This window comes from Ligilactobacillus sp. JN-6 (Y).1 (genome assembly GCF_058111525.1).
The window spans coordinates 1750498-1767618 of record NZ_CM176599.1; the positions used below are offsets into that span (position 1 = coordinate 1750498).

General features: G+C 39.7%; 19 protein-coding genes. 16 read left to right on the forward strand and 3 right to left on the reverse strand.

Annotated features, from left to right (window positions below; all coding sequences use genetic code 11):
• Positions 1-67 precede the first annotated feature (67 nt).
• The 10 genes from dnaX to AC3XNE_RS08105 all read left to right on the forward strand — a co-directional run bounded on the left by dnaX (position 68) and on the right by AC3XNE_RS08105 (position 7281).
• Positions 68-1876, forward strand: a complete 1809-nt coding sequence (gene dnaX, locus AC3XNE_RS08060; protein ID WP_489831571.1) for a DNA polymerase III subunit gamma/tau — start codon at positions 68-70, stop codon at positions 1874-1876.
• A 20-nt stretch (positions 1877-1896) separates the two neighbouring features.
• The gene (locus tag AC3XNE_RS08065) at positions 1897-2205 is read left to right on the forward strand and encodes a YbaB/EbfC family nucleoid-associated protein (RefSeq protein WP_489831572.1); all 309 of its coding nucleotides are present in this window, start codon (positions 1897-1899) and stop codon (positions 2203-2205) included.
• A 24-nt stretch (positions 2206-2229) separates the two neighbouring features.
• The gene (gene recR / locus AC3XNE_RS08070) at positions 2230-2829 is read left to right on the forward strand and encodes a recombination mediator RecR (protein WP_489831573.1); all 600 of its coding nucleotides are present in this window, start codon (positions 2230-2232) and stop codon (positions 2827-2829) included.
• Positions 2830-2845: 16 nt separating this feature from the next.
• On the forward strand, positions 2846-3085 hold the full coding sequence (locus AC3XNE_RS08075; protein ID WP_489831574.1) for a YaaL family protein: 240 nt from the start codon (positions 2846-2848) through the stop codon (positions 3083-3085).
• Positions 3086-3178: 93 nt separating this feature from the next.
• Positions 3179-3808, forward strand: coding sequence for a dTMP kinase (tmk, locus tag AC3XNE_RS08080; protein ID WP_489831575.1), 630 nt, complete (start codon positions 3179-3181; stop codon positions 3806-3808).
• A 48-nt stretch (positions 3809-3856) separates the two neighbouring features.
• Entirely contained in the window at positions 3857-4186 is a 330-nt protein-coding gene (gene darA, locus AC3XNE_RS08085) for a cyclic di-AMP receptor DarA (RefSeq protein ID WP_489831576.1), read from the forward strand.
• 12 nt (positions 4187-4198) lie between these two features.
• A complete protein-coding gene (gene holB / locus AC3XNE_RS08090) occupies positions 4199-5185 on the forward strand; it encodes a DNA polymerase III subunit delta' (RefSeq protein WP_489831577.1) in 987 nt (328 codons plus the stop codon).
• A gap of 16 nt (positions 5186-5201) precedes the next feature.
• Positions 5202-5546, forward strand: a complete 345-nt coding sequence (locus AC3XNE_RS08095) for a DNA replication initiation control protein YabA (RefSeq protein WP_489831578.1) — start codon at positions 5202-5204, stop codon at positions 5544-5546.
• The gene (rsmI, locus tag AC3XNE_RS08100) at positions 5546-6424 is read left to right on the forward strand and encodes a 16S rRNA (cytidine(1402)-2'-O)-methyltransferase (RefSeq protein ID WP_489831579.1); all 879 of its coding nucleotides are present in this window, start codon (positions 5546-5548) and stop codon (positions 6422-6424) included. The genes AC3XNE_RS08095 and rsmI overlap by 1 nt, the downstream gene beginning before the upstream one ends.
• Positions 6425-6540: 116 nt before the next feature.
• A complete protein-coding gene (locus AC3XNE_RS08105) occupies positions 6541-7281 on the forward strand; it encodes an acyl-[acyl-carrier-protein] thioesterase (RefSeq protein WP_489831580.1) in 741 nt (246 codons plus the stop codon).
• Positions 7282-7733: 452 nt separating this feature from the next.
• Here the strand turns inward: AC3XNE_RS08105 and AC3XNE_RS08110 are convergent, their stop codons facing one another.
• Entirely contained in the window at positions 7734-8708 is a 975-nt protein-coding gene (locus AC3XNE_RS08110; protein ID WP_489831581.1) for an asparaginase, read from the reverse strand.
• Positions 8709-8909: 201 nt separating this feature from the next.
• Between AC3XNE_RS08110 and tsaB the strand changes: the two genes are divergently transcribed.
• The 3 genes from tsaB to tsaD are packed head-to-tail and all read left to right on the forward strand — an operon-like array spanning position 8910 to position 11224.
• Entirely contained in the window at positions 8910-9638 is a 729-nt protein-coding gene (gene tsaB / locus AC3XNE_RS08115) for a tRNA (adenosine(37)-N6)-threonylcarbamoyltransferase complex dimerization subunit type 1 TsaB (RefSeq protein ID WP_489831582.1), read from the forward strand.
• Complete coding sequence (locus tag AC3XNE_RS08120; RefSeq protein WP_489831583.1) at positions 9613-10200, forward strand: GNAT family N-acetyltransferase; 588 nt, start codon at positions 9613-9615, stop codon at positions 10198-10200. The genes tsaB and AC3XNE_RS08120 overlap by 26 nt, the downstream gene beginning before the upstream one ends.
• Positions 10193-11224 carry a tRNA (adenosine(37)-N6)-threonylcarbamoyltransferase complex transferase subunit TsaD gene (tsaD, locus tag AC3XNE_RS08125; protein WP_489831584.1) on the forward strand — a complete coding sequence of 344 codons (1032 nt, stop codon included), beginning with the start codon at positions 10193-10195 and terminating at the stop codon, positions 11222-11224. The genes AC3XNE_RS08120 and tsaD overlap by 8 nt, the downstream gene beginning before the upstream one ends.
• A 107-nt stretch (positions 11225-11331) precedes the next feature.
• On the opposite strand, the gene AC3XNE_RS08130 is transcribed toward tsaD, so the two are convergent.
• The gene (locus AC3XNE_RS08130; RefSeq protein WP_489831585.1) at positions 11332-13287 is read right to left on the reverse strand and encodes an ABC-F family ATP-binding cassette domain-containing protein; all 1956 of its coding nucleotides are present in this window, start codon (positions 13285-13287) and stop codon (positions 11332-11334) included.
• A gap of 174 nt (positions 13288-13461) precedes the next feature.
• Here AC3XNE_RS08130 and AC3XNE_RS08135 point away from each other — a divergent pair, with 174 nt between their 5' ends.
• Entirely contained in the window at positions 13462-14094 is a 633-nt protein-coding gene (locus tag AC3XNE_RS08135) for a redox-sensing transcriptional repressor Rex (protein WP_489831586.1), read from the forward strand.
• 83 nt (positions 14095-14177) lie between these two features.
• Here AC3XNE_RS08135 and AC3XNE_RS08140 read toward each other — a convergent pair whose 3' ends face one another.
• Positions 14178-14804 (reverse strand): CPBP family intramembrane glutamic endopeptidase, encoded by a 627-nt coding sequence (locus AC3XNE_RS08140; protein ID WP_489831587.1) that lies wholly within the window; start codon positions 14802-14804, stop codon positions 14178-14180.
• Positions 14805-14985: 181 nt separating this feature from the next.
• Between AC3XNE_RS08140 and groES the strand changes: the two genes are divergently transcribed.
• Positions 14986-15270 (forward strand): co-chaperone GroES, encoded by a 285-nt coding sequence (gene groES, locus AC3XNE_RS08145; protein WP_489831588.1) that lies wholly within the window; start codon positions 14986-14988, stop codon positions 15268-15270.
• Between the two features lie 47 nt (positions 15271-15317).
• Complete coding sequence (gene groL, locus AC3XNE_RS08150; protein ID WP_489831589.1) at positions 15318-16946, forward strand: chaperonin GroEL; 1629 nt, start codon at positions 15318-15320, stop codon at positions 16944-16946.
• Positions 16947-17121: the final 175 nt, after the last annotated feature.

Genomic DNA, 17121 nt, shown 5'->3' on the forward strand with positions numbered 1-17121 from the left:
TTTAAAAGTACTTTGCATATGTGTTAGACGAGAATGGATAACTGCAATTATTAAGGAGGAGACGGAGATGAGTTACCAAGCTTTGTATCGTGCTTGGCGTCCACAAAAATTTGATGACCTTGTGGGACAGGAATTAGTTACGAAAACTCTTAAAAATGCTTTAAAGACCAAGCAAACGTCTCATGCGTATTTATTTACTGGTCCCCGAGGAACGGGAAAAACCTCTGCTGCTAAGATTTTTTCGAAAGCAATTAATTGTCATTTTCAAAAAGATGGCGAACCTTGTAATGAATGTGATACATGCACTTCGATCACGGCTGGAAGACAAAATGATGTGATAGAGATCGATGCTGCTTCAAACAACGGTGTTGAAGAGATCCGCGATATTCGGGACAAAGTAAAATATGCGCCAACTGAATGTGATTATAAAATATATATTATTGACGAAGTTCACATGCTTTCAACGGGTGCTTTTAATGCCTTGTTAAAAACATTAGAAGAACCACCAGGAAATGTAGTTTTTATTTTGGCAACGACAGAGCCTCATAAAATTCCAGCGACGATCATTTCAAGAACGCAACGCTTTGATTTTCGCCGGATCCAACCAGCCACTATTTTACAGCGGATGCAATATATTGTTGAACAAAAGCAGTTAAAGTGTGATCAGGCTGCATTAAAAGTAATTGCCAAGGCTGCAGAAGGTGGAATGCGCGATGCTTTAAGCATTCTTGACCAAGTGATCTCATTTGGTAACGACGAAGTGACTTTAGAGAATGCGTTGATGGTTACCGGCAGCGTTCAAAATGACGAATTGTTACAGTATTTGAAACAGGTTACGTATCAAGATACTTCAAAAGCCTTAGAAACTTTACACCAGATTTTGAATGACGGCAAAGATGCTGCCCGTTTTATCGAAGATTTGATCAGTTTTTGCCGTGATCTGTTGTTATATCAGCAAGATCCGGCGACGATCGAAAACAATGAACTTGAAGTCGTAAATGATGATTTTCGTAATTTTGCACAGGAGATCAAACCAGAAGAGATCTATCAGATGATCGATCTTTTAAATGAGCAACAAGAAAATATGCGGTTTACATCGCATGCTTCCATCTATTTGGAGGTTTTAACTGTTAAACTAGCAACTAGACGACCAACAACGTCTCTTTCTAGCGCACAAAGCGTAAAGCAACCGCAGGTAACAGAACAGAACTTGGATCCTAAAGACACTGTAAAAGTCGAGAATTTAACGCGGCAGGTCAAACAATTACAGCAACAAGTCGACCAGTTGCTTCAAGCGCAGCAAACAGAACAGTCAACTGCTGGGGCAAATGAAACTCCTGTAAGAGCAACCACTACAAATCACCAAGCCCAACCAAGAAGAACTTCCTCAACTACCAAAGTTGATCTCCAACAGATTTATAGCGTTTTGGATGAAGCTACCCGAGCAAATCTTAATGAATTGCAAGAAGTCTGGGATGATCTAATGAATATGCTGACAGTCGCTCAAAGGGCTGTTATGCATGTGAGTTCGCCAGTTGCTGCAAGTCCTGATGGAGTGATAGTTACTTTTCAATTTGATTTTTTGTGTCAACGGGCGCGTGACGATCAGCAATTGATAGACACCCTGGAAAATGGGTTGGATCGTTTGATCGAACATGTTCCTCGATTGATTTTTATGCCGCAAGAGCAGTGGCCGCAGGTCCGAAGTGATTATTTAAGTGGACAAAAAAAGCGAGAGAATAGTACAACAGCTCAGGAAGAACAGCTTACGCAAGAAAAAACGACGGAACCAAAACAAGCGACTCAAGAAGATCCAGTAGTCGATAAAGCACTTAAATTATTTGGAAATGAAGTAGTAGATATTAAAAATGATTAAAGTAAAAGGAGAAAATTGTTATGATGCCAGGAAATATGCAGGGTATGATGAAAAAAGTTCAGAAGATGCAAAAACAAATGCAAAAAGATCAAGAGGAGCTTAATCAGACAGAATTTACAGGTAAAGCTGCAAACGATGAAGTGGTCGTTAAATTTACGGGTGATAAGAAGATGCAAGATGTTACGATTAAAGAAGAATTGATCGATCCTGATGACCCTGATATGTTACAAGATCTGATCATTATGGCTGTAAATGATGCGATGGACCAAATCGACAAGAAAACACAATCGACCTTAGGTAAATATTCCCAAGGAATGCCTAGGATGTAATTAGAAGCAAGAGGAGTTTTTGTCATGCAGTATCCAGAACCGATCGCAAAATTGATCGATAGTTATATGAAATTACCTGGGATAGGTAATAAAACAGCGATCCGTTTAGCTTTTTATACGATAGATATGGATGAAAAAGATGTCGTTAATTTTTCTTCATCTTTATTAGCAGCTAAGAGAGATCTGCATTATTGCAGTATTTGCGGTAATATTACTGAAAGTGATCCGTGTGTTATTTGCGCTGACAAGGCGCGTGACCGCTCGCAGCTGATCGTGGTTGAGCAACCCAAAGACGTGATGTCACTCGAAAAAATGCGTGAGTATCACGGCTTGTATCATGTTTTGCATGGAGTATTGTCACCGATCGAAGGTAAGGGGCCCGAAGACATTAATATTAAAAGTTTGGTCAAACGTCTTCAGAAAAATGAAGGTATCAAAGAAGTGATCATTGCTACTAACGCAACGCCGGAAGGAGAAGCGACAGCGATGTATCTCTCTCGTCTTATCAAACCAGCTGGGATCAAAGTTACCCGTTTAGCATCTGGTTTAGCAGTGGGCAGTGATATTGAATACGCAGATGAGATGACACTTTATAAAGCGATAGAAGGACGTCAAGAAATTTAGATAGGATGGCTGAAAGATGTTTGGCAAAAAGAAGAATAATTTAAAAAATAAATATGATGAGGCCTTGTTAGCTGATATCGACCAGGCTTTCTCAGATTGGACTAATGCCAAAAAAAATCAAGAAACAGTTTTTGAGGCTGATGAAGAAATGGTAGCTCAAACTAAAGCGGCTAAAGCACAGTATGAATTTTTGTATCGTGAAGCGCGTCTTCGCAGAGTTAAGGGACACGTTCAGTCATCCGTTATAAGTAGATAGAAATTTTTTGATTGCGTGGAATGGCGTAAACATGGACAGTGAACTAATTTTTAAGTACAATATAACTAATTAAATATAATTGAGGTTTTGTAAGTGGCTGGAAAGTTTGTAACATTTGAAGGAACCGATGGCTCAGGTAAAACCAGTGTCATCAATGGGTTGCTTGCTCGCTTAGATCAAATGGGCCTGCACGATAAATATCTTGTTACCAGAGAGCCTGGTGGCAGCAAAATATCGGAGGCGATACGTAAAGTTATTTTAGATAAAAATAATGTTGGGATGGATCAAAAAACAGAGGCTCTGCTTTATGCAGCGTCTCGACGACAACATTTAGTTGAAAAGATCTTGCCGGCTTTAGCTGCTGATAAGATAGTCTTATGCGACCGTTTTGTTGACAGTTCGTTGGCATATCAAGGTGCTGGTCGTGGTGTTGGAGTCAAACAAGTTGCCGAAATAAACCAGTTTGCAACGGATGGTTTAAGTCCAGAGCTAACTTTTTATTTTGATTTGGACCCTGTGATCGGCTTGAACCGTATCAAGAAGAATCGGCAAGATGAAATTAATCGACTCGATGAAGAACAGATAAGTTTTTATCAACAGATCAGAGCTGAATATTTGGAGTTAGCACGCCAGGATCCAGTCAGGATCAAAACGATTGATGCTTCACAGCCGGAACTACAGGTGGAAGCAGAAGTTTTTTCTCAATTAAAAAAATATTTGTAGTGAATGTAAGCTAAATACTTTGGTATAGAAATTTTGGGGGTAAAGACCATGAAATTGATTATCGCGATTATTCAGGATAAAGACAGTAACCGACTAAGTAACGCCTTTATAGAAAAAGATATTCGGGCAACTAAACTTTCATCGACAGGAGGATTCCTGCGGTCAGGTAACTCCACTTTTTTAGTTGGTGTTGAAGATGAAAAAGTTGACGATGTATTGGATCTAATCAAGACAACTTCAAAAACTCGGAAACAGTTTATGGCGCCGCCAGTAAACTTAGACTCCCCAATGGAAGCCGCTGGAGCATATCCCGTGGAGGTCCAAGTTGGCGGAGCAACGGTATTTGTTCTACCGATCGAAGCTTTCCATCAATTCTAAGAGTGAGAGATAATGAATATTGGAGAAGCGCAGCCGCAATTGACTGCTCACTTTGCTGACCTTATTGCACATAAACACTTAGCACACGCTTATTTGTTAGCGGGAGCGTCTGGTTCGGGGAAGAAAGAATTGGCACTGTGGATCGCGCAACTATTATTTTGTGAACATCCAAGTGAAAAGGGTCCGTGTGGTCATTGTTCTGAGTGTACTAGGATCAGTGAACATGAACATCCTGATGTTGTTGAAGTTGCCCCAACAGGTTTGTCTATAAAAATCGATCAGATCCGCTTTTTGAAGTCTGAGTTTGCTAAAAGTGGCGTCGAGGGAGCTCAAAAAGTCTTTATTATTGAAGATGCTGAAAAAATGTCGACGAGTGCGGCCAATGGTTTATTGAAATTTTTGGAAGAGCCAAGCGGGACTGTAACGGCATTTTTGCTGACAAGTGAACAAAATAAAATTTTACCGACGATAGTTTCACGTTGTCAGTTGCTAGAGCTGAGCGCTCCTAAACTTGCATATCTGGTAAGAAAGTTAGAAACAAAGGGGATCTCTGAAGATCAAGCTATTTTGCTTGCAAATTTGACAAAAGACGCTGACCAAGCTGAAAAAATGGGAACTGATGAAGATTTTCAGCAGTTGCTAGACAAATTGTGGAATTGGTATAGCGCAATCTTAAGTGATGATTTAATCGCTTTTGTTAAGGTGCAAACAGAACTAGTACCCTTGGTTGATGATCGAGAAAAGCAAGATCAATTGTTATTTTTAATCGCTTTGTTGGCTCGTGATCTGATGCTGTTTGCTAATGACCTTGAGCAAAAGTTTGTTTTTACAATGTTTAAAAAATATTTCAGTTCAAAAATGGCACATATTTCTGCCATGGCAGCAACCGAGGCGTGTGAAGTTGTTTTAAAAAAATGGCAGGCACTGTCAAGTAACGTTTCGATCCAAAATGTTTTAGAATCGTTAACGTTGGAGTTGTGTGATTGTTATCATCAATAAGCGAAGGTGAATTGTTTTGGAGAAACGTGAGTTGTATGACAATTTTGATCAATTAGGCCAAAAAGCAGATGAACTGCGTCTATTGATCGGTAATACACAGGATTCATTGTCGTCTTTGGTTGAAAAAAATGCCGAACTTGAAATCGAAAACCAGCATTTACGTGAACGATTGCAGGAACTTGAAGATAAGACAACAACTAAAGGCACAACTGCTGGTTTATCCAAATCACGGCGGAATCTAGAAAAACTCTATGAAGAGGGGTTTCATGTTTGTAATGTGGACAACATGTATGGTTCAAGACGGGTCAATGATGAGCCTTGCGTGTTTTGTCAAGATGTTATATACGGGGAGAGAAGCTAATGAGTATTCAGATCATCAGCAATTTTCAAGGTGAAAGGACTAATGGAAGTTTATTCTTAGTACCAACACCAATTGGAAATTTGGGCGATATGAGCCCACGAGCAATTGAAATTTTACAGCAAGTCGATTTGATTGCGGCTGAAGATACTCGAAAAACGCAAAAGCTGTTAAATTATTTTGAGATCAATACTAAACAGATCAGCTTTCATGAGTATAATACAAAAGAACGCCTCCCACAGCTACTTGAAAAATTACGGCAGGGGCGAAATATTGCTCAGGTCAGCGACGCCGGAATGCCGTCTATTAGCGATCCCGGCTCAGAGTTGGTTGAGCAGTGTGCTAATGAAGGTATCAGAGTAATTCCGATCCCCGGTCCAAATGCTGCTTTAACTGCCTTAATAGCGTCTGGTATATGCCCACAGCCTTTTTTGTTCTTTGGCTTTTTATCTCGCAAAAATACTGAACGAAAAGAGCAACTGCAGGATTTAAGAAAAAATAGTGTTACTTTGATTTTTTATGAGGCACCACATCGCTTATTGAAAACACTTAAAAGTTTGCGTGAGGCTTTCGGTGCCACACGCCGGATCGTTTTATGCCGAGAATTGACTAAGCGTTATGAGGAGTTTTTGCGAGGGACGATCGCAGACGCGGTAGAGTGGGCAGAGGCTGCGGTTATTAAGGGTGAATTTGTATTGATCGTTGAAGGCAGTCAAGAACCACTGCAAGATGAGCCTAAGGCAGCGTTACCCTTAGAGGAGCAGGTCGATTTATTGATCAAAAGCGAAAATTTAAAAACGAATGATGCGATAAAACGAGTCGCCAAGCAAAATAAACTGAAAAAGCAGGTCGTTTACAATAAGTACCATCATTTGAAATAGTCTTTGTTGACTGTTCTTGTCATTAAATTAACGTAGCATTGATGGGAGACCATTGAGCTTCGTTTTTTTATTAGTTTATAAAGTTTTGCAATACTAAAGTGGAGGTTAGTAAAAAAGTGAGTGCCAAAAGATATAGTGAAGATCATCGTGTTGTTTATTATGAAACGGACGTAACCGGTTCTTTGGGTATCGGTCGCTTAGTAGATCTAATGATGTTGACATCTGAAGATCAAAGTGATGAATTAGGTGTTACCAATGAAAAAGTAGGTCAGCGCGGTTTGGGCTGGGTAGTGACACAGCATATTATCAACATTAAACGTTTACCTAAGGTCGATGAAATTATCACTCTTTCGACCCAGGCTAAGAGTTATAATCGGTTTTTCTGTTATCGTGATTTTGTGGTAAATGACCAAAAAGGAAACGAGTTGGTAACGATGCACAGTGTTTTTGTCTTGATGGATCGTGTAAAGAGAAAGATAGTTCGCCTACCTGAAGATATAATCGCGCCATATGAATCTGAATATACTAAGAAGATCGAACGTTTGAAAACTCCGCTGGCGGTTCAAAATATCAGTGAACAAAAAGAATACAGGGTTCGTTTTATGGATATCGATGCCAATCATCATGTTAATAATGTGCATTATTTCGATTGGATGTTAGATGCTTTGCCGGCGGACTTCTTGCTTGAGCACCGTTTGACGACCATGAACATTTCATACCGGCAGGAAGTTTATTATGGTGATCAGGTCAATAGCGAAGTGGAGATCGATAAAAACAACTTGTTAACGAAACACACAATTACGACTGGCGACCAGCAAAATTGTCTTGCTGAATGTCAGTGGAAAAAAATCAAATAATTTTTAGTGTTAGTGATTATTTCGCTGACACTTTTTTATATCGGAAGCAAGAGAAGTTGGTTTCAAAATGTCATTTTTATGAGAAAGGCTAGTTTTGTGACAGCTTTTGTTGTTTGTTGTTTTGTCCTGACAGAAATTTGGGAAGTAAATATCTGGTCGATATGTGACTGGCCCGAAGTTTCGTAAGGGAAGGTCCAGTCGAGGTGTGACCGGCCCAAAGTCTCGGACAGGAAGGTCCGGTCGATGGCTGACTGGTCCAAAATATGGTAAAGGAACGCCCAGTTAATGGATGTGGACTGCGACCGATCTCAAGTCCATGCAAGGGGTTCCTGGTTAAAACGTGATCGACCAATAGGAAAGAAAGGCGTTACTAAATTTATTATCACTATATTTGTGCAAAAAAACATCGACCAGTTTGGTTCGATGTTGGAATTAATTAAGTTACTGTTAGTTCAAGAAACAGCGTCACTGACAAATGAGGATAGGGTCTCAGCGGACATGTTTGCGCTCAAGCCAACTAATAACTTGATCCGTGCCTTTTGTCCATTTAATCCGTGACAAAAGATCATACCCAATTTTTCTAGTCGGACACCGCCGCCTTCGTAATCATAAACACTTTCAGCTGTTCCATTAAAACAGCGAGAGACTATCACAACTGGGATGTGTTGCTCTAGTAATTTTTGTAAACCGGGTAAAGTTTCAGGTGGAAGATTGCCGGCTCCAAGAGCTTCTATTACGAGTCCCTTGATTTTTTGTGATGCGAGCATTTCGAATAAGTCTGGACCCATTCCGGCAAAGGCCTTTAGCAGGTAAACCTCATTAACGACATGATCGATCGGGACGTAAGTTTGACGGATCAATTTTGAGAAGAAAGTGACCCTTTCCTTCGAAACCAAACCAACAGGGCCAAATGATGGAGTTCGGAAAGTAGCAACATTTGTAGTGTGAGTTTTGGTCACGTAACGAGCAGTGTGGATCTCATCGTTCATGACTACTAAAACACCTTTGCCATGGGCTTCGTCACTTGCTGCTGTCTGGATGGCGGTTTGGAAATTATGCAGACCGTCGGACCCGATCTCATTGGCAGATCTCATAGCACCGGTTACCACCACTGGGACCTCCGCTGGTAAGGTCAAGTCTAAGAAGAATGCTGTTTCTTCTAATGTGTCCGTCCCATGAGTAATAACTACACCATCGATCCCTTCACTCTCTGCCTGCATGATCTCGTTTCTTAAAGTCAGCATTTCCGTCGGCCGGATGTGGGGAGAAGGAAGATTAAACGGGTTTCTAATATCTAAGTTGATCTTTCCTGTAAAAGGGTTATTAAAGCCATTGAGTGGATTTTGTTTACCTGGGACGATCGCGCCGTCTTTTCCTTCGGACATAGCAATTGTTCCTCCGGTATGTAATACTAAAATTGTTTTCATTGTCTCACTCCGAATACTTGTATTTAGTTACTTGAATTTAACTACTTCACAATTATAATGAAGTTTGGTACCGTATTACAACATCCTCTGGTAGATTTTCATGAAAATATTAACCATTTTTTCTTTTTGTGAAAAGCGTGTAGGGGTTTGTGTTACACTATGTAAGTAAAGTACAGCATAAAAAGAGGAATGAATGGAATAATGAAAATACTTGCAATTGATACCTCTAATCGTCCCTTAAGCGTGGCGCTTTTAGAAGATCAAACTTTGTTAGCGGAAAACACTACCACTGTCAACAAAAATCACAGCAGTGCCTTGATGCCCGCGATCGAAGGAATTTTTAAACAGAGTCTTTTAAAACCTTCTGAGATCGATCGTGTTGTGGTCGCTCAAGGACCAGGTTCTTACACAGGTTTACGGATCGGAGTTACTACCGCTAAGACTTTAGCATATAGTTTAAAAAAAGAGATAGTCGGTGTTTCAAGTTTGGCTGTTTTAGCTCAAGGAGTTCATTCAGATGATAAAGCACTGCTGCTTCCACTATTTGACGCACGCAGAACTAACGTTTTTGCTGGAGGTTATGTGTGGAACGGTAACAGGTTACAAAATGTTTTACCTGACCAACACGTTTCTTTTTCAGACTTGTGTAAACAGATCAAGGGGAAAAAGGTGTGTTTTATCGGAGCAGATGTAGCCAAATTTACTGACCAGCTCGAAGAGTTAATGGCTGACCAGGATTATGAGATCGCTCCAGCTGATACATCTATACCACGAGCGTTTAACTTGGGAATACTAGGTCTCACAAAAGAAACTGAAAATGTCAGTGATTTTGTTCCCCAATATTTACGACTAACACAAGCAGAATCACAGTGGTTGGAAAAAAATCCGCTAGAAGGGAAAAAACATGTTCCATTCGTTAAAAAATATTAAACGGCGGCTAGCTAATAAGATCAAATTGGTTTTTCAGGACAAGACTTTGGAATTTGAAAATAAGGATATCACTATTGATGGTGCAGATTATTTTTTATGTCGCACTGTGATCTCCACTATTCCTGAAATGGTGGCACTTGAAGAAAGGTCTCAGCATGAAGAAGATGTGTGGAATGACAAAACTTTTCAGCTACAGATGAAAGAGCAAAATAAGTCTTTATATATCGGTTTACGTCAAGCTGATCAGTTGGTCGGCTTTATCGGGTGTCGGGTCAATACTCAAATGACAAGGATGCGAATAATGAGGTTGACCATCTTACCTAGTACCGATGCTGAAAAAATTGCGGCGACCTTGGTCAACGTTTTGTTTAAAAAAGGAGGAGAAATTGGTGTTCGATCTATTTTTGCGCAAGTAAGGCTAGACCAGGAAAAATTAGGTAAATTCTATCATAATATGGGCTTTAGAAAAGCTGGGGGAGCAAAGTCTTCTGAACGTAAAAAAGAAGTTACTGAATACCAATTTTTAGTTAGTGAAAATAAGGAAAAGATAAAAAATGGATGAAAAAAAAGATACGATAATTTTAGCATTTGAGACAAGTTGTGACGAAACAAGTGTTGCACTTGTGAAAAATGGTGATCAGCTTTTAGCCCAATCAACTGCAACGCAAATTAAGAGTCATCAGCGGTTTGGAGGGGTCGTTCCTGAGGTTGCTAGTAGGCACCACATTGAACAGATCATTGGTTGTTTGGACGATGTGTTTCAAGAAACCGGGCTCGATTATGCTGACCTCTCCGCCGTTGCCGTTACTTACGGTCCTGGTCTCGTGGGCGCACTTTTGGTGGGAGTTTCAGCAGCCAAGGCTCTAGCTTTCGCACATGATCTGCCGTTGATCCCTGTAAATCACATGGCAGGGCACATTTATGCCGCCCGTTATACTGCACCTATCCAGTTTCCAGCGCTGGCTCTTTTAGTTTCAGGAGGACATACGGAATTAGTTTATATGCAACAGGAAAATAATTATCAAGTTATCGGTGAAACACGTGACGATGCTTGTGGTGAAGCATTTGACAAAATTGGTCGAGTGTTAGGGATAAACTACCCGGCCGGTAAAGAGATAGACGAGTTGGCACAGCGGGGAAAGGATACTTTTAAGTTTCCACGTGCAATGGAAAAAGAAGACAACTACGATTTTAGTTTTAGTGGTCTTAAAAGTGCCTTTATTAATACCGTTCACCATGCAGATCAAGTCGGAGAAGAGCTATCACATGCCGACTTAGCAACAAGTTTTGAACAAAGTGTCGTAGATGTATTAACGGAAAAAACTGTGCGGGCTTTGCATAATTACCCGGTCAAACAGCTGATCTTAGCGGGAGGTGTTGCTGCTAATAGTAGTTTACGTACTCGTTTGGAAGTAGAGTGTGACCAATTCAAGGACACCGAGTTACTTGAGGCGCCCTTAAAGTATTGTGGTGATAACGCAGCGATGATCGGAGCTGCCGGGTATGTTGGTTTCAAACACGGGGCCCGTGCTGGAATGACACTCAACGCCGAACCAGGCCTTGAATTTCCTTGGCTTGCGGTTTAATTCGGACCGAAATATATGCTAGATAGCTTTAGAAAATAATTATGAAAAAACAGCAGGCAACTATTTAAATTTCTAATAGTCGCCTGCTGTTTTTGGCCCTGCTAATATCAAGCCATAAAGTTTTCTAATTTAACTGAACTTTGTTCCCACTGTTCTTCAGTTGTACTTAGTTCTTGGCTTACTGATTCAAGCTGTTGTTGCAATTCTTGCATTCTAGCCGGATCATTAAAAATGTCAGGTTGAGACATTCTAGTTTCGATATTAGTTTTTTCTTCGTCTAAATTATCAACTTTTTCCTCTAAGCGTGTAACTTCTCTTTCTAATTTACGTTGTTGTTTTTGTCTAGTTTTACTTTGATCGTAGTTGTTTTTCGCCGTCGAGTCACTATTAGTAGTGGCTACTTGTTTTTTAGTCTCATTTTCTTGGTTTTTTTGTTCAGCTATCAATCGTTGTTCTTCTTTTTTCTCAATATAATAATCATAATTGCCTAAATACAATGTACTGCCTGACGGAGAGATCTCAATGATCTCATTAGCAGTTTGATTAATAAAATAACGGTCATGTGAAACGAAAAGAACTGTTCCAGTAAAGTCTTGGATAGCTTTTTCAAGAACTTCCTTACTGTTGATATCTAAGTGGTTCGTTGGTTCGTCTAAGATCAACAAATTATCATGCTGCATAGCTAACTTAGTCAAAAGAAGACGCGCTTTTTCACCGCCAGACAAATTCCGGACAATTTTTTTTACATCTTCCCCTCTGAATAAAAAGCCACCTAAGAGAGAACGGATATCTTTTTCTGGTGTAGTTGGATGTTCATCCCACAGTTCATTTAGGACTGTTTTTTGCGCATGCAAACCTTGCTGTTCCTGATCGTAGTATCCGTATTGAACATTAGCACCAAACTTTGCGGTACCTGAAACGAAAGGGATCTGTCCAATAATACTTTCTAATAAAGTTGATTTACCGATCCCGTTTGGGCCGACGACCGCTAAAACTTTATTTTTGCGCAATTCAACATTGATCGGTCCAGAGATCGTGTGGGCATCATGGCCAATATAACCATCGGAGACTGTTAACACAACAGAACCACTTTTTAAGCTTGGAGTGAAAGAAAAGTGTGGTCCTTTTTCATCACCTTCTGGCCTTTGAAGACGTTCCATCTTGTCCAATTGCTTCTGGCGGCTTTGAGCACGTTTACTGGTTGTAGCACGAACTAAGTTTTTGTTAACAAAATCTTGCAGCTTGTTGATCTCAACCTGCTGTTTTTCATAATCCTTCCAAGCTTGTTTTTGATCTTCTTTTTTTTGCTTCACAAACGAAGTGTAATTTCCAGGGTATGTTTTAGCTCGCTTGTGACTAATGTTGCAGACTTCTGTAACGATCTTGTCAAGGAAATAACGATCATGAGAAACGAGTAACAAAGCTCCTGGATATCCTTGGAGATAATTTTCCAGCCACTGTAATGTTTCAATGTCTAGGTGGTTTGTTGGTTCGTCCAAGACCAGTAGATCTCTTTTTTCAAGAAGCAAACGAGCCAAAGCGAGGCGTCTCTTTTGCCCACCTGACAAAGAAGATATTTTTTTGTCAAAATCTGCTTCTTCAAAATTAAAACCGTGAAGTACCGAACGGATCTCTGCTTGGTAGCCATAACCATTTTGTGCTTCAAAATCGTGCACCGTTTGGTCATATTGTTTTAATAAAGATTGATAAGTTCCAGAAGTATGATCTTTACTTTTGGCGATCTTATTTTCTAATTCATGGATCTGTTGTTCCATTTTGATCAAGCCCGAGAAGACTTTTAACATTTCATTGTAAATGGTATCTTCAGATTCTAAGCCGGTATCCTGGGCTAAGTAACCGATGGTCAATCCTTTTCGTCCAACGATTTGTCCTTCGTCAGGTTCATTTTCACCAGTGATCATTTTGATCAATGTAGATTTACCAGCTCCGTTCGGCCCGACAAGAGCGATCCGCGAATTGTCTTGGATATTCAGGTTTACGTTTTGAAAAAGTGGATCTCCAGCAAAAATACGAGCTACTTGTTGGACTTGTAATAAAAGCATAAAAATTTCACCTGCCTATTTTTATTCTACTAAACCATTTTAGCATACCTTGCAATATATCGTTGTAAATTTAAATTTTTCCAATTAAGTTGTGAACTAATGAACTTTTTGTTTGATTGTGAAATTTTATATGGTAAAATTACTTACGTGAGTATTTGTGAAAGGGGCATAAAAATGGTGAATGCAAAAATACCTAGAGCAACGGCTAAAAGATTGCCAATTTACTATCGCTATTTAGGTATATTATTTAATTCCGGTAAGAAAAGGATCTCTTCAACTGAATTAGCTGAAGCAGTTAAGGTTGATTCTGCAACGATCAGACGTGATTTTTCGTATTTTGGTGCACTAGGGAAAAGGGGTTACGGTTATGACGTTAAAAGTCTCTTAGACTTCTTTAAGAAGACGTTGAACCAAGACAAGTTGACTAATGTTGGGCTGATCGGTGTAGGTAATTTAGGACACGCGTTGTTGAATTATAATTTCCATGGCAGTAACAATGTAAGGATCAGTGCAGCTTTCGACATTGATGACCGGATCACCGGCACTATTCAAAGCGGTGTTCCAATTTACCCCATGAGTGAAATGAAGGAACAATTAGTTGAACAACAGATAGAAGTTGTTATTTTAACCGTCCCTTCTCCAGTCGCACAACGTGTTACTGATGAACTTGTTTCTGCTGGTGTTAAAGGTATTTTGAACTTTACGCCTTTACGTGTGACTGTTCAAGATAATGTACGGATCCAAAATGTCGATTTAACCAATGAATTACAAACTTTGATTTATTTCTTAAATCATGTCGATCAATAATTTAGAAAAGTGAGACCATTGATGGAGACAGTTTTAAAAAAATCGTAGAGACCTACTAGCTATAGCAAATCTCTACGATTTTTTTAGTGGATAAATAAAACAAAAAGGTTCATTAAAATATGCGAAAGCATGGAAGTCTGGATCCTACCTGTCTTTTGGTAAATGAAACAGAGTATCAAACCAATAGCGGTATAGGTCAAAAAATGACCATCCCCATGACCTAATGCAAAAAGTAGGCTGGAAAGTATTGCTGTTTGCCATGGCCTAAACCAAAAGACAAAATTTCCAAATAAAACCTTACGGAAGATCAGTTCCTCGATAAGTGGTTCTGTGATCACAATTACCAGTATATAGTACGGATACTTGGCGGCTACTGCCATTAATTGGCTAGTGTTTTCGGAAACTGCCGGCTGATGAAGGATAGCAGCCTCAAACCAAAGGAAGATCCTTTGAGTAATTAAAAGTCCGACCGTGCCGCTAAGCGACCATAGAAGCGACTTCCAAAAACCAGTTTTCTTATCTTCCAATAGATTAGTATATTTGAAATGATGCATTGACCAGATCAAACCAAGTGCTCCGAGAAGACTAAGGGTGGTCTGCACTGGATATAAAATATCATTATTGTGAATAAAGTGGAAGGCTACTTGTTGGATAAGGACTAAGATGAAATACCCTAAAAAAAGACTTAATGAATTAGATTTTAGTTTCAATTAGATGACTCCTTTGTACTGCTTCAGACATTATAGCATATTTTCTAAGAAAATTAGCACTCAGACAAAGAGAGTGACAAAAAGTACTTGCAATTTAGAAATAAAGTGTTTATTATAATAATTGTAATTGAATTAGCACTTAAGTGTGTTGAGTGCTAAAAATATATTGGAGGGATCTAGAGTGCTGAAACCGTTAGGAGACAGAGTTATTCTTGAAGTTCAAGAAGAAGAAGAACAAACAGTTGGTGGGATCGTTTTAGCAAGTAATGCTAAAGAAAAACCTCAAACTGGTAAAGTCGTTGCTGTGGGTGCTGGTCGAGTCCTGGACAACGGTGAAAAGAGTGTACCAGAAGTAAAAGCTGGGGACTCAGTAATCTACGATAAATATGCAGGTACTGAAGTAACATATGAAGGTGACAAGTATTTGGTCGTTCGTGCCAATGACATTGTTGCCGTGATCGAATAAATTCTTTCATAAAGCATAGAACTCTAATTTTTGATGAGGTGAAATTAATGGCTAAGCAAATTAAGTTTTCAGAAGATGCACGAGCAAAAATGCTTGCTGGTGTAGATAAATTAGCAAATACAGTAAAATCAACACTTGGACCAAAAGGTCGCAACGTAGTTTTGGAACAATCATACGGTTCTCCGACTATTACTAATGACGGTGTTACGATCGCTAAAGACATTGAGTTGGAAGATCATTTTGAAAATATGGGTGCAAAGTTAGTTTCTGAAGTTGCATCTAAAACAAATGACATCGCCGGTGACGGTACAACAACAGCTACGGTTTTGGCTCAAGCAATCGTTGCAGAAGGTATGAAAAATGTGACAGCCGGTGCTAATCCTGTTGGTATCAGAACTGGTATCGATAAGGCTACTAAGGCTGCCGTTGAAGCATTACATGAAATGTCCCATGACGTTTCTTCCAAGAGTGATATTAGCCAAATCGCCGCAGTTTCATCTGCCAGTGAAGAAACTGGTAAGTTGATCGCGGAAGCTATGGAAAAGGTCGGTAACGATGGTGTTATTACTATTGAAGAGTCAAAGGGTATCGAAACTTCCTTAGATGTTGTTGAAGGAATGCAATTTGATCGTGGTTATCTTTCTCAGTATATGGTAACTGATGAAGATAAGATGGAAGCTGACTTGGATAATCCTTATATTTTGATCACCGATAAGAAGATTTCAAACATCCAAGACATTTTGCCTTTGTTGCAAAATATTGTTCAACAAGGTCGTCCATTATTGATCATTGCTGATGATATCGAAGGTGAAGCTTTACCTACATTGGTCTTGAATAAGATCCGTGGAACATTTAACGTAGTCGCTGTTAAGGCTCCTGGTTTTGGTGACCGTCGTAAAGAAATGTTACAAGATATTGCTGTCTTAACTGGCGGTACAGTCATTACAGAAGACCTTGGTTTGCAACTTAAGGACACTACGATCGACCAGTTAGGTACAGCCGGCAAGGTTACTGTAGACAAAGAAAACACGACTATTGTTGAAGGTTCCGGCGATAAGGATCAAATTTCAGAACGTGTTGCACAGATCAAGAAACAGATCGGTGAGACAACTTCTGACTTTGACCGTGAAAAACTTCAAGAACGTTTAGCTAAATTGGCCGGTGGCGTTGCTGTTGTTAAAGTCGGAGCTGCAACTGAAACTGAACTGAAAGAACGCAAATATCGGATCGAAGATGCTTTGAACTCAACTCGTGCTGCTGTTCAAGAAGGCTTTGTTCCCGGTGGTGGAACAGCTTTGATCAACGTTATTGATAAGGTCGCTGCTTTGAAAGAATCCGGCGACGTTCAAACAGGTATCAACATCGTTAAACGTGCTTTGGAAGAACCAGTTCGTCAGATCGTATTTAATGCTGGCTTAGAAGGTTCTGTCATTGTAGAAAAACTGAAGGCTGAAGACCAAGGTATTGGATTTAACGCTGCTACTGGTGAATGGCAAGATATGGTCAAGGCCGGGATAGTTGATCCAACTAAAGTCGCTCGTTCAGCCCTGCAAAACGCTGCTTCTGTTGCTGCTTTATTATTGACAACTGAAGCTGTTGTTGCTGATAAACCTGAAGAAAAAGATGATTCTGCTGCACAGCAACAGCCAGGTGCCGGTATGGGCGGTATGATGTAAAAAATATAAAAACAAATTTTTGAACCAAGGGCTTGTGTACCTTGGTTTTTTTGTTGTGAAAATAATGGCTTTGGTAGTTGGTGTTTCTTGCGGTTTTATTAATCTACCTGAATTTTTTTAAAGATTTGCTTGCAAGATATGCATAGAATGGAGTAACATAAGATACGCTAAATTG

Bases quoted from the DNA above. Each gene is read 5' to 3' on its own strand.
- dnaX (WP_489831571.1), top strand. From the start codon at position 68: ATGAGTTACCAAGCTTTGTATCGTGCTTGGCGTCCACAAAAATTTGAT.
- AC3XNE_RS08065 (WP_489831572.1), top strand. From the start codon at position 1,897: ATGATGCCAGGAAATATGCAGGGTATGATGAAAAAAGTTCAGAAGATG.
- recR (WP_489831573.1), top strand. From the start codon at position 2,230: ATGCAGTATCCAGAACCGATCGCAAAATTGATCGATAGTTATATGAAA.
- AC3XNE_RS08075 (WP_489831574.1), top strand. From the start codon at position 2,846: ATGTTTGGCAAAAAGAAGAATAATTTAAAAAATAAATATGATGAGGCC.
- darA (WP_489831576.1), top strand. From the start codon at position 3,857: ATGAAATTGATTATCGCGATTATTCAGGATAAAGACAGTAACCGACTA.
- holB (WP_489831577.1), top strand. From the start codon at position 4,199: ATGAATATTGGAGAAGCGCAGCCGCAATTGACTGCTCACTTTGCTGAC.
- rsmI (WP_489831579.1), top strand. From the start codon at position 5,546: ATGAGTATTCAGATCATCAGCAATTTTCAAGGTGAAAGGACTAATGGA.
- AC3XNE_RS08110 (WP_489831581.1), bottom strand. From the start codon at position 8,708: ATGAAAACAATTTTAGTATTACATACCGGAGGAACAATTGCTATGTCC.
- tsaB (WP_489831582.1), top strand. From the start codon at position 8,910: ATGAAAATACTTGCAATTGATACCTCTAATCGTCCCTTAAGCGTGGCG.
- AC3XNE_RS08120 (WP_489831583.1), top strand. From the start codon at position 9,613: ATGTTCCATTCGTTAAAAAATATTAAACGGCGGCTAGCTAATAAGATC.
- tsaD (WP_489831584.1), top strand. From the start codon at position 10,193: ATGGATGAAAAAAAAGATACGATAATTTTAGCATTTGAGACAAGTTGT.
- AC3XNE_RS08130 (WP_489831585.1), bottom strand. From the start codon at position 13,287: ATGCTTTTATTACAAGTCCAACAAGTAGCTCGTATTTTTGCTGGAGAT.
- AC3XNE_RS08135 (WP_489831586.1), top strand. From the start codon at position 13,462: ATGGTGAATGCAAAAATACCTAGAGCAACGGCTAAAAGATTGCCAATT.
- groL (WP_489831589.1), top strand. From the start codon at position 15,318: ATGGCTAAGCAAATTAAGTTTTCAGAAGATGCACGAGCAAAAATGCTT.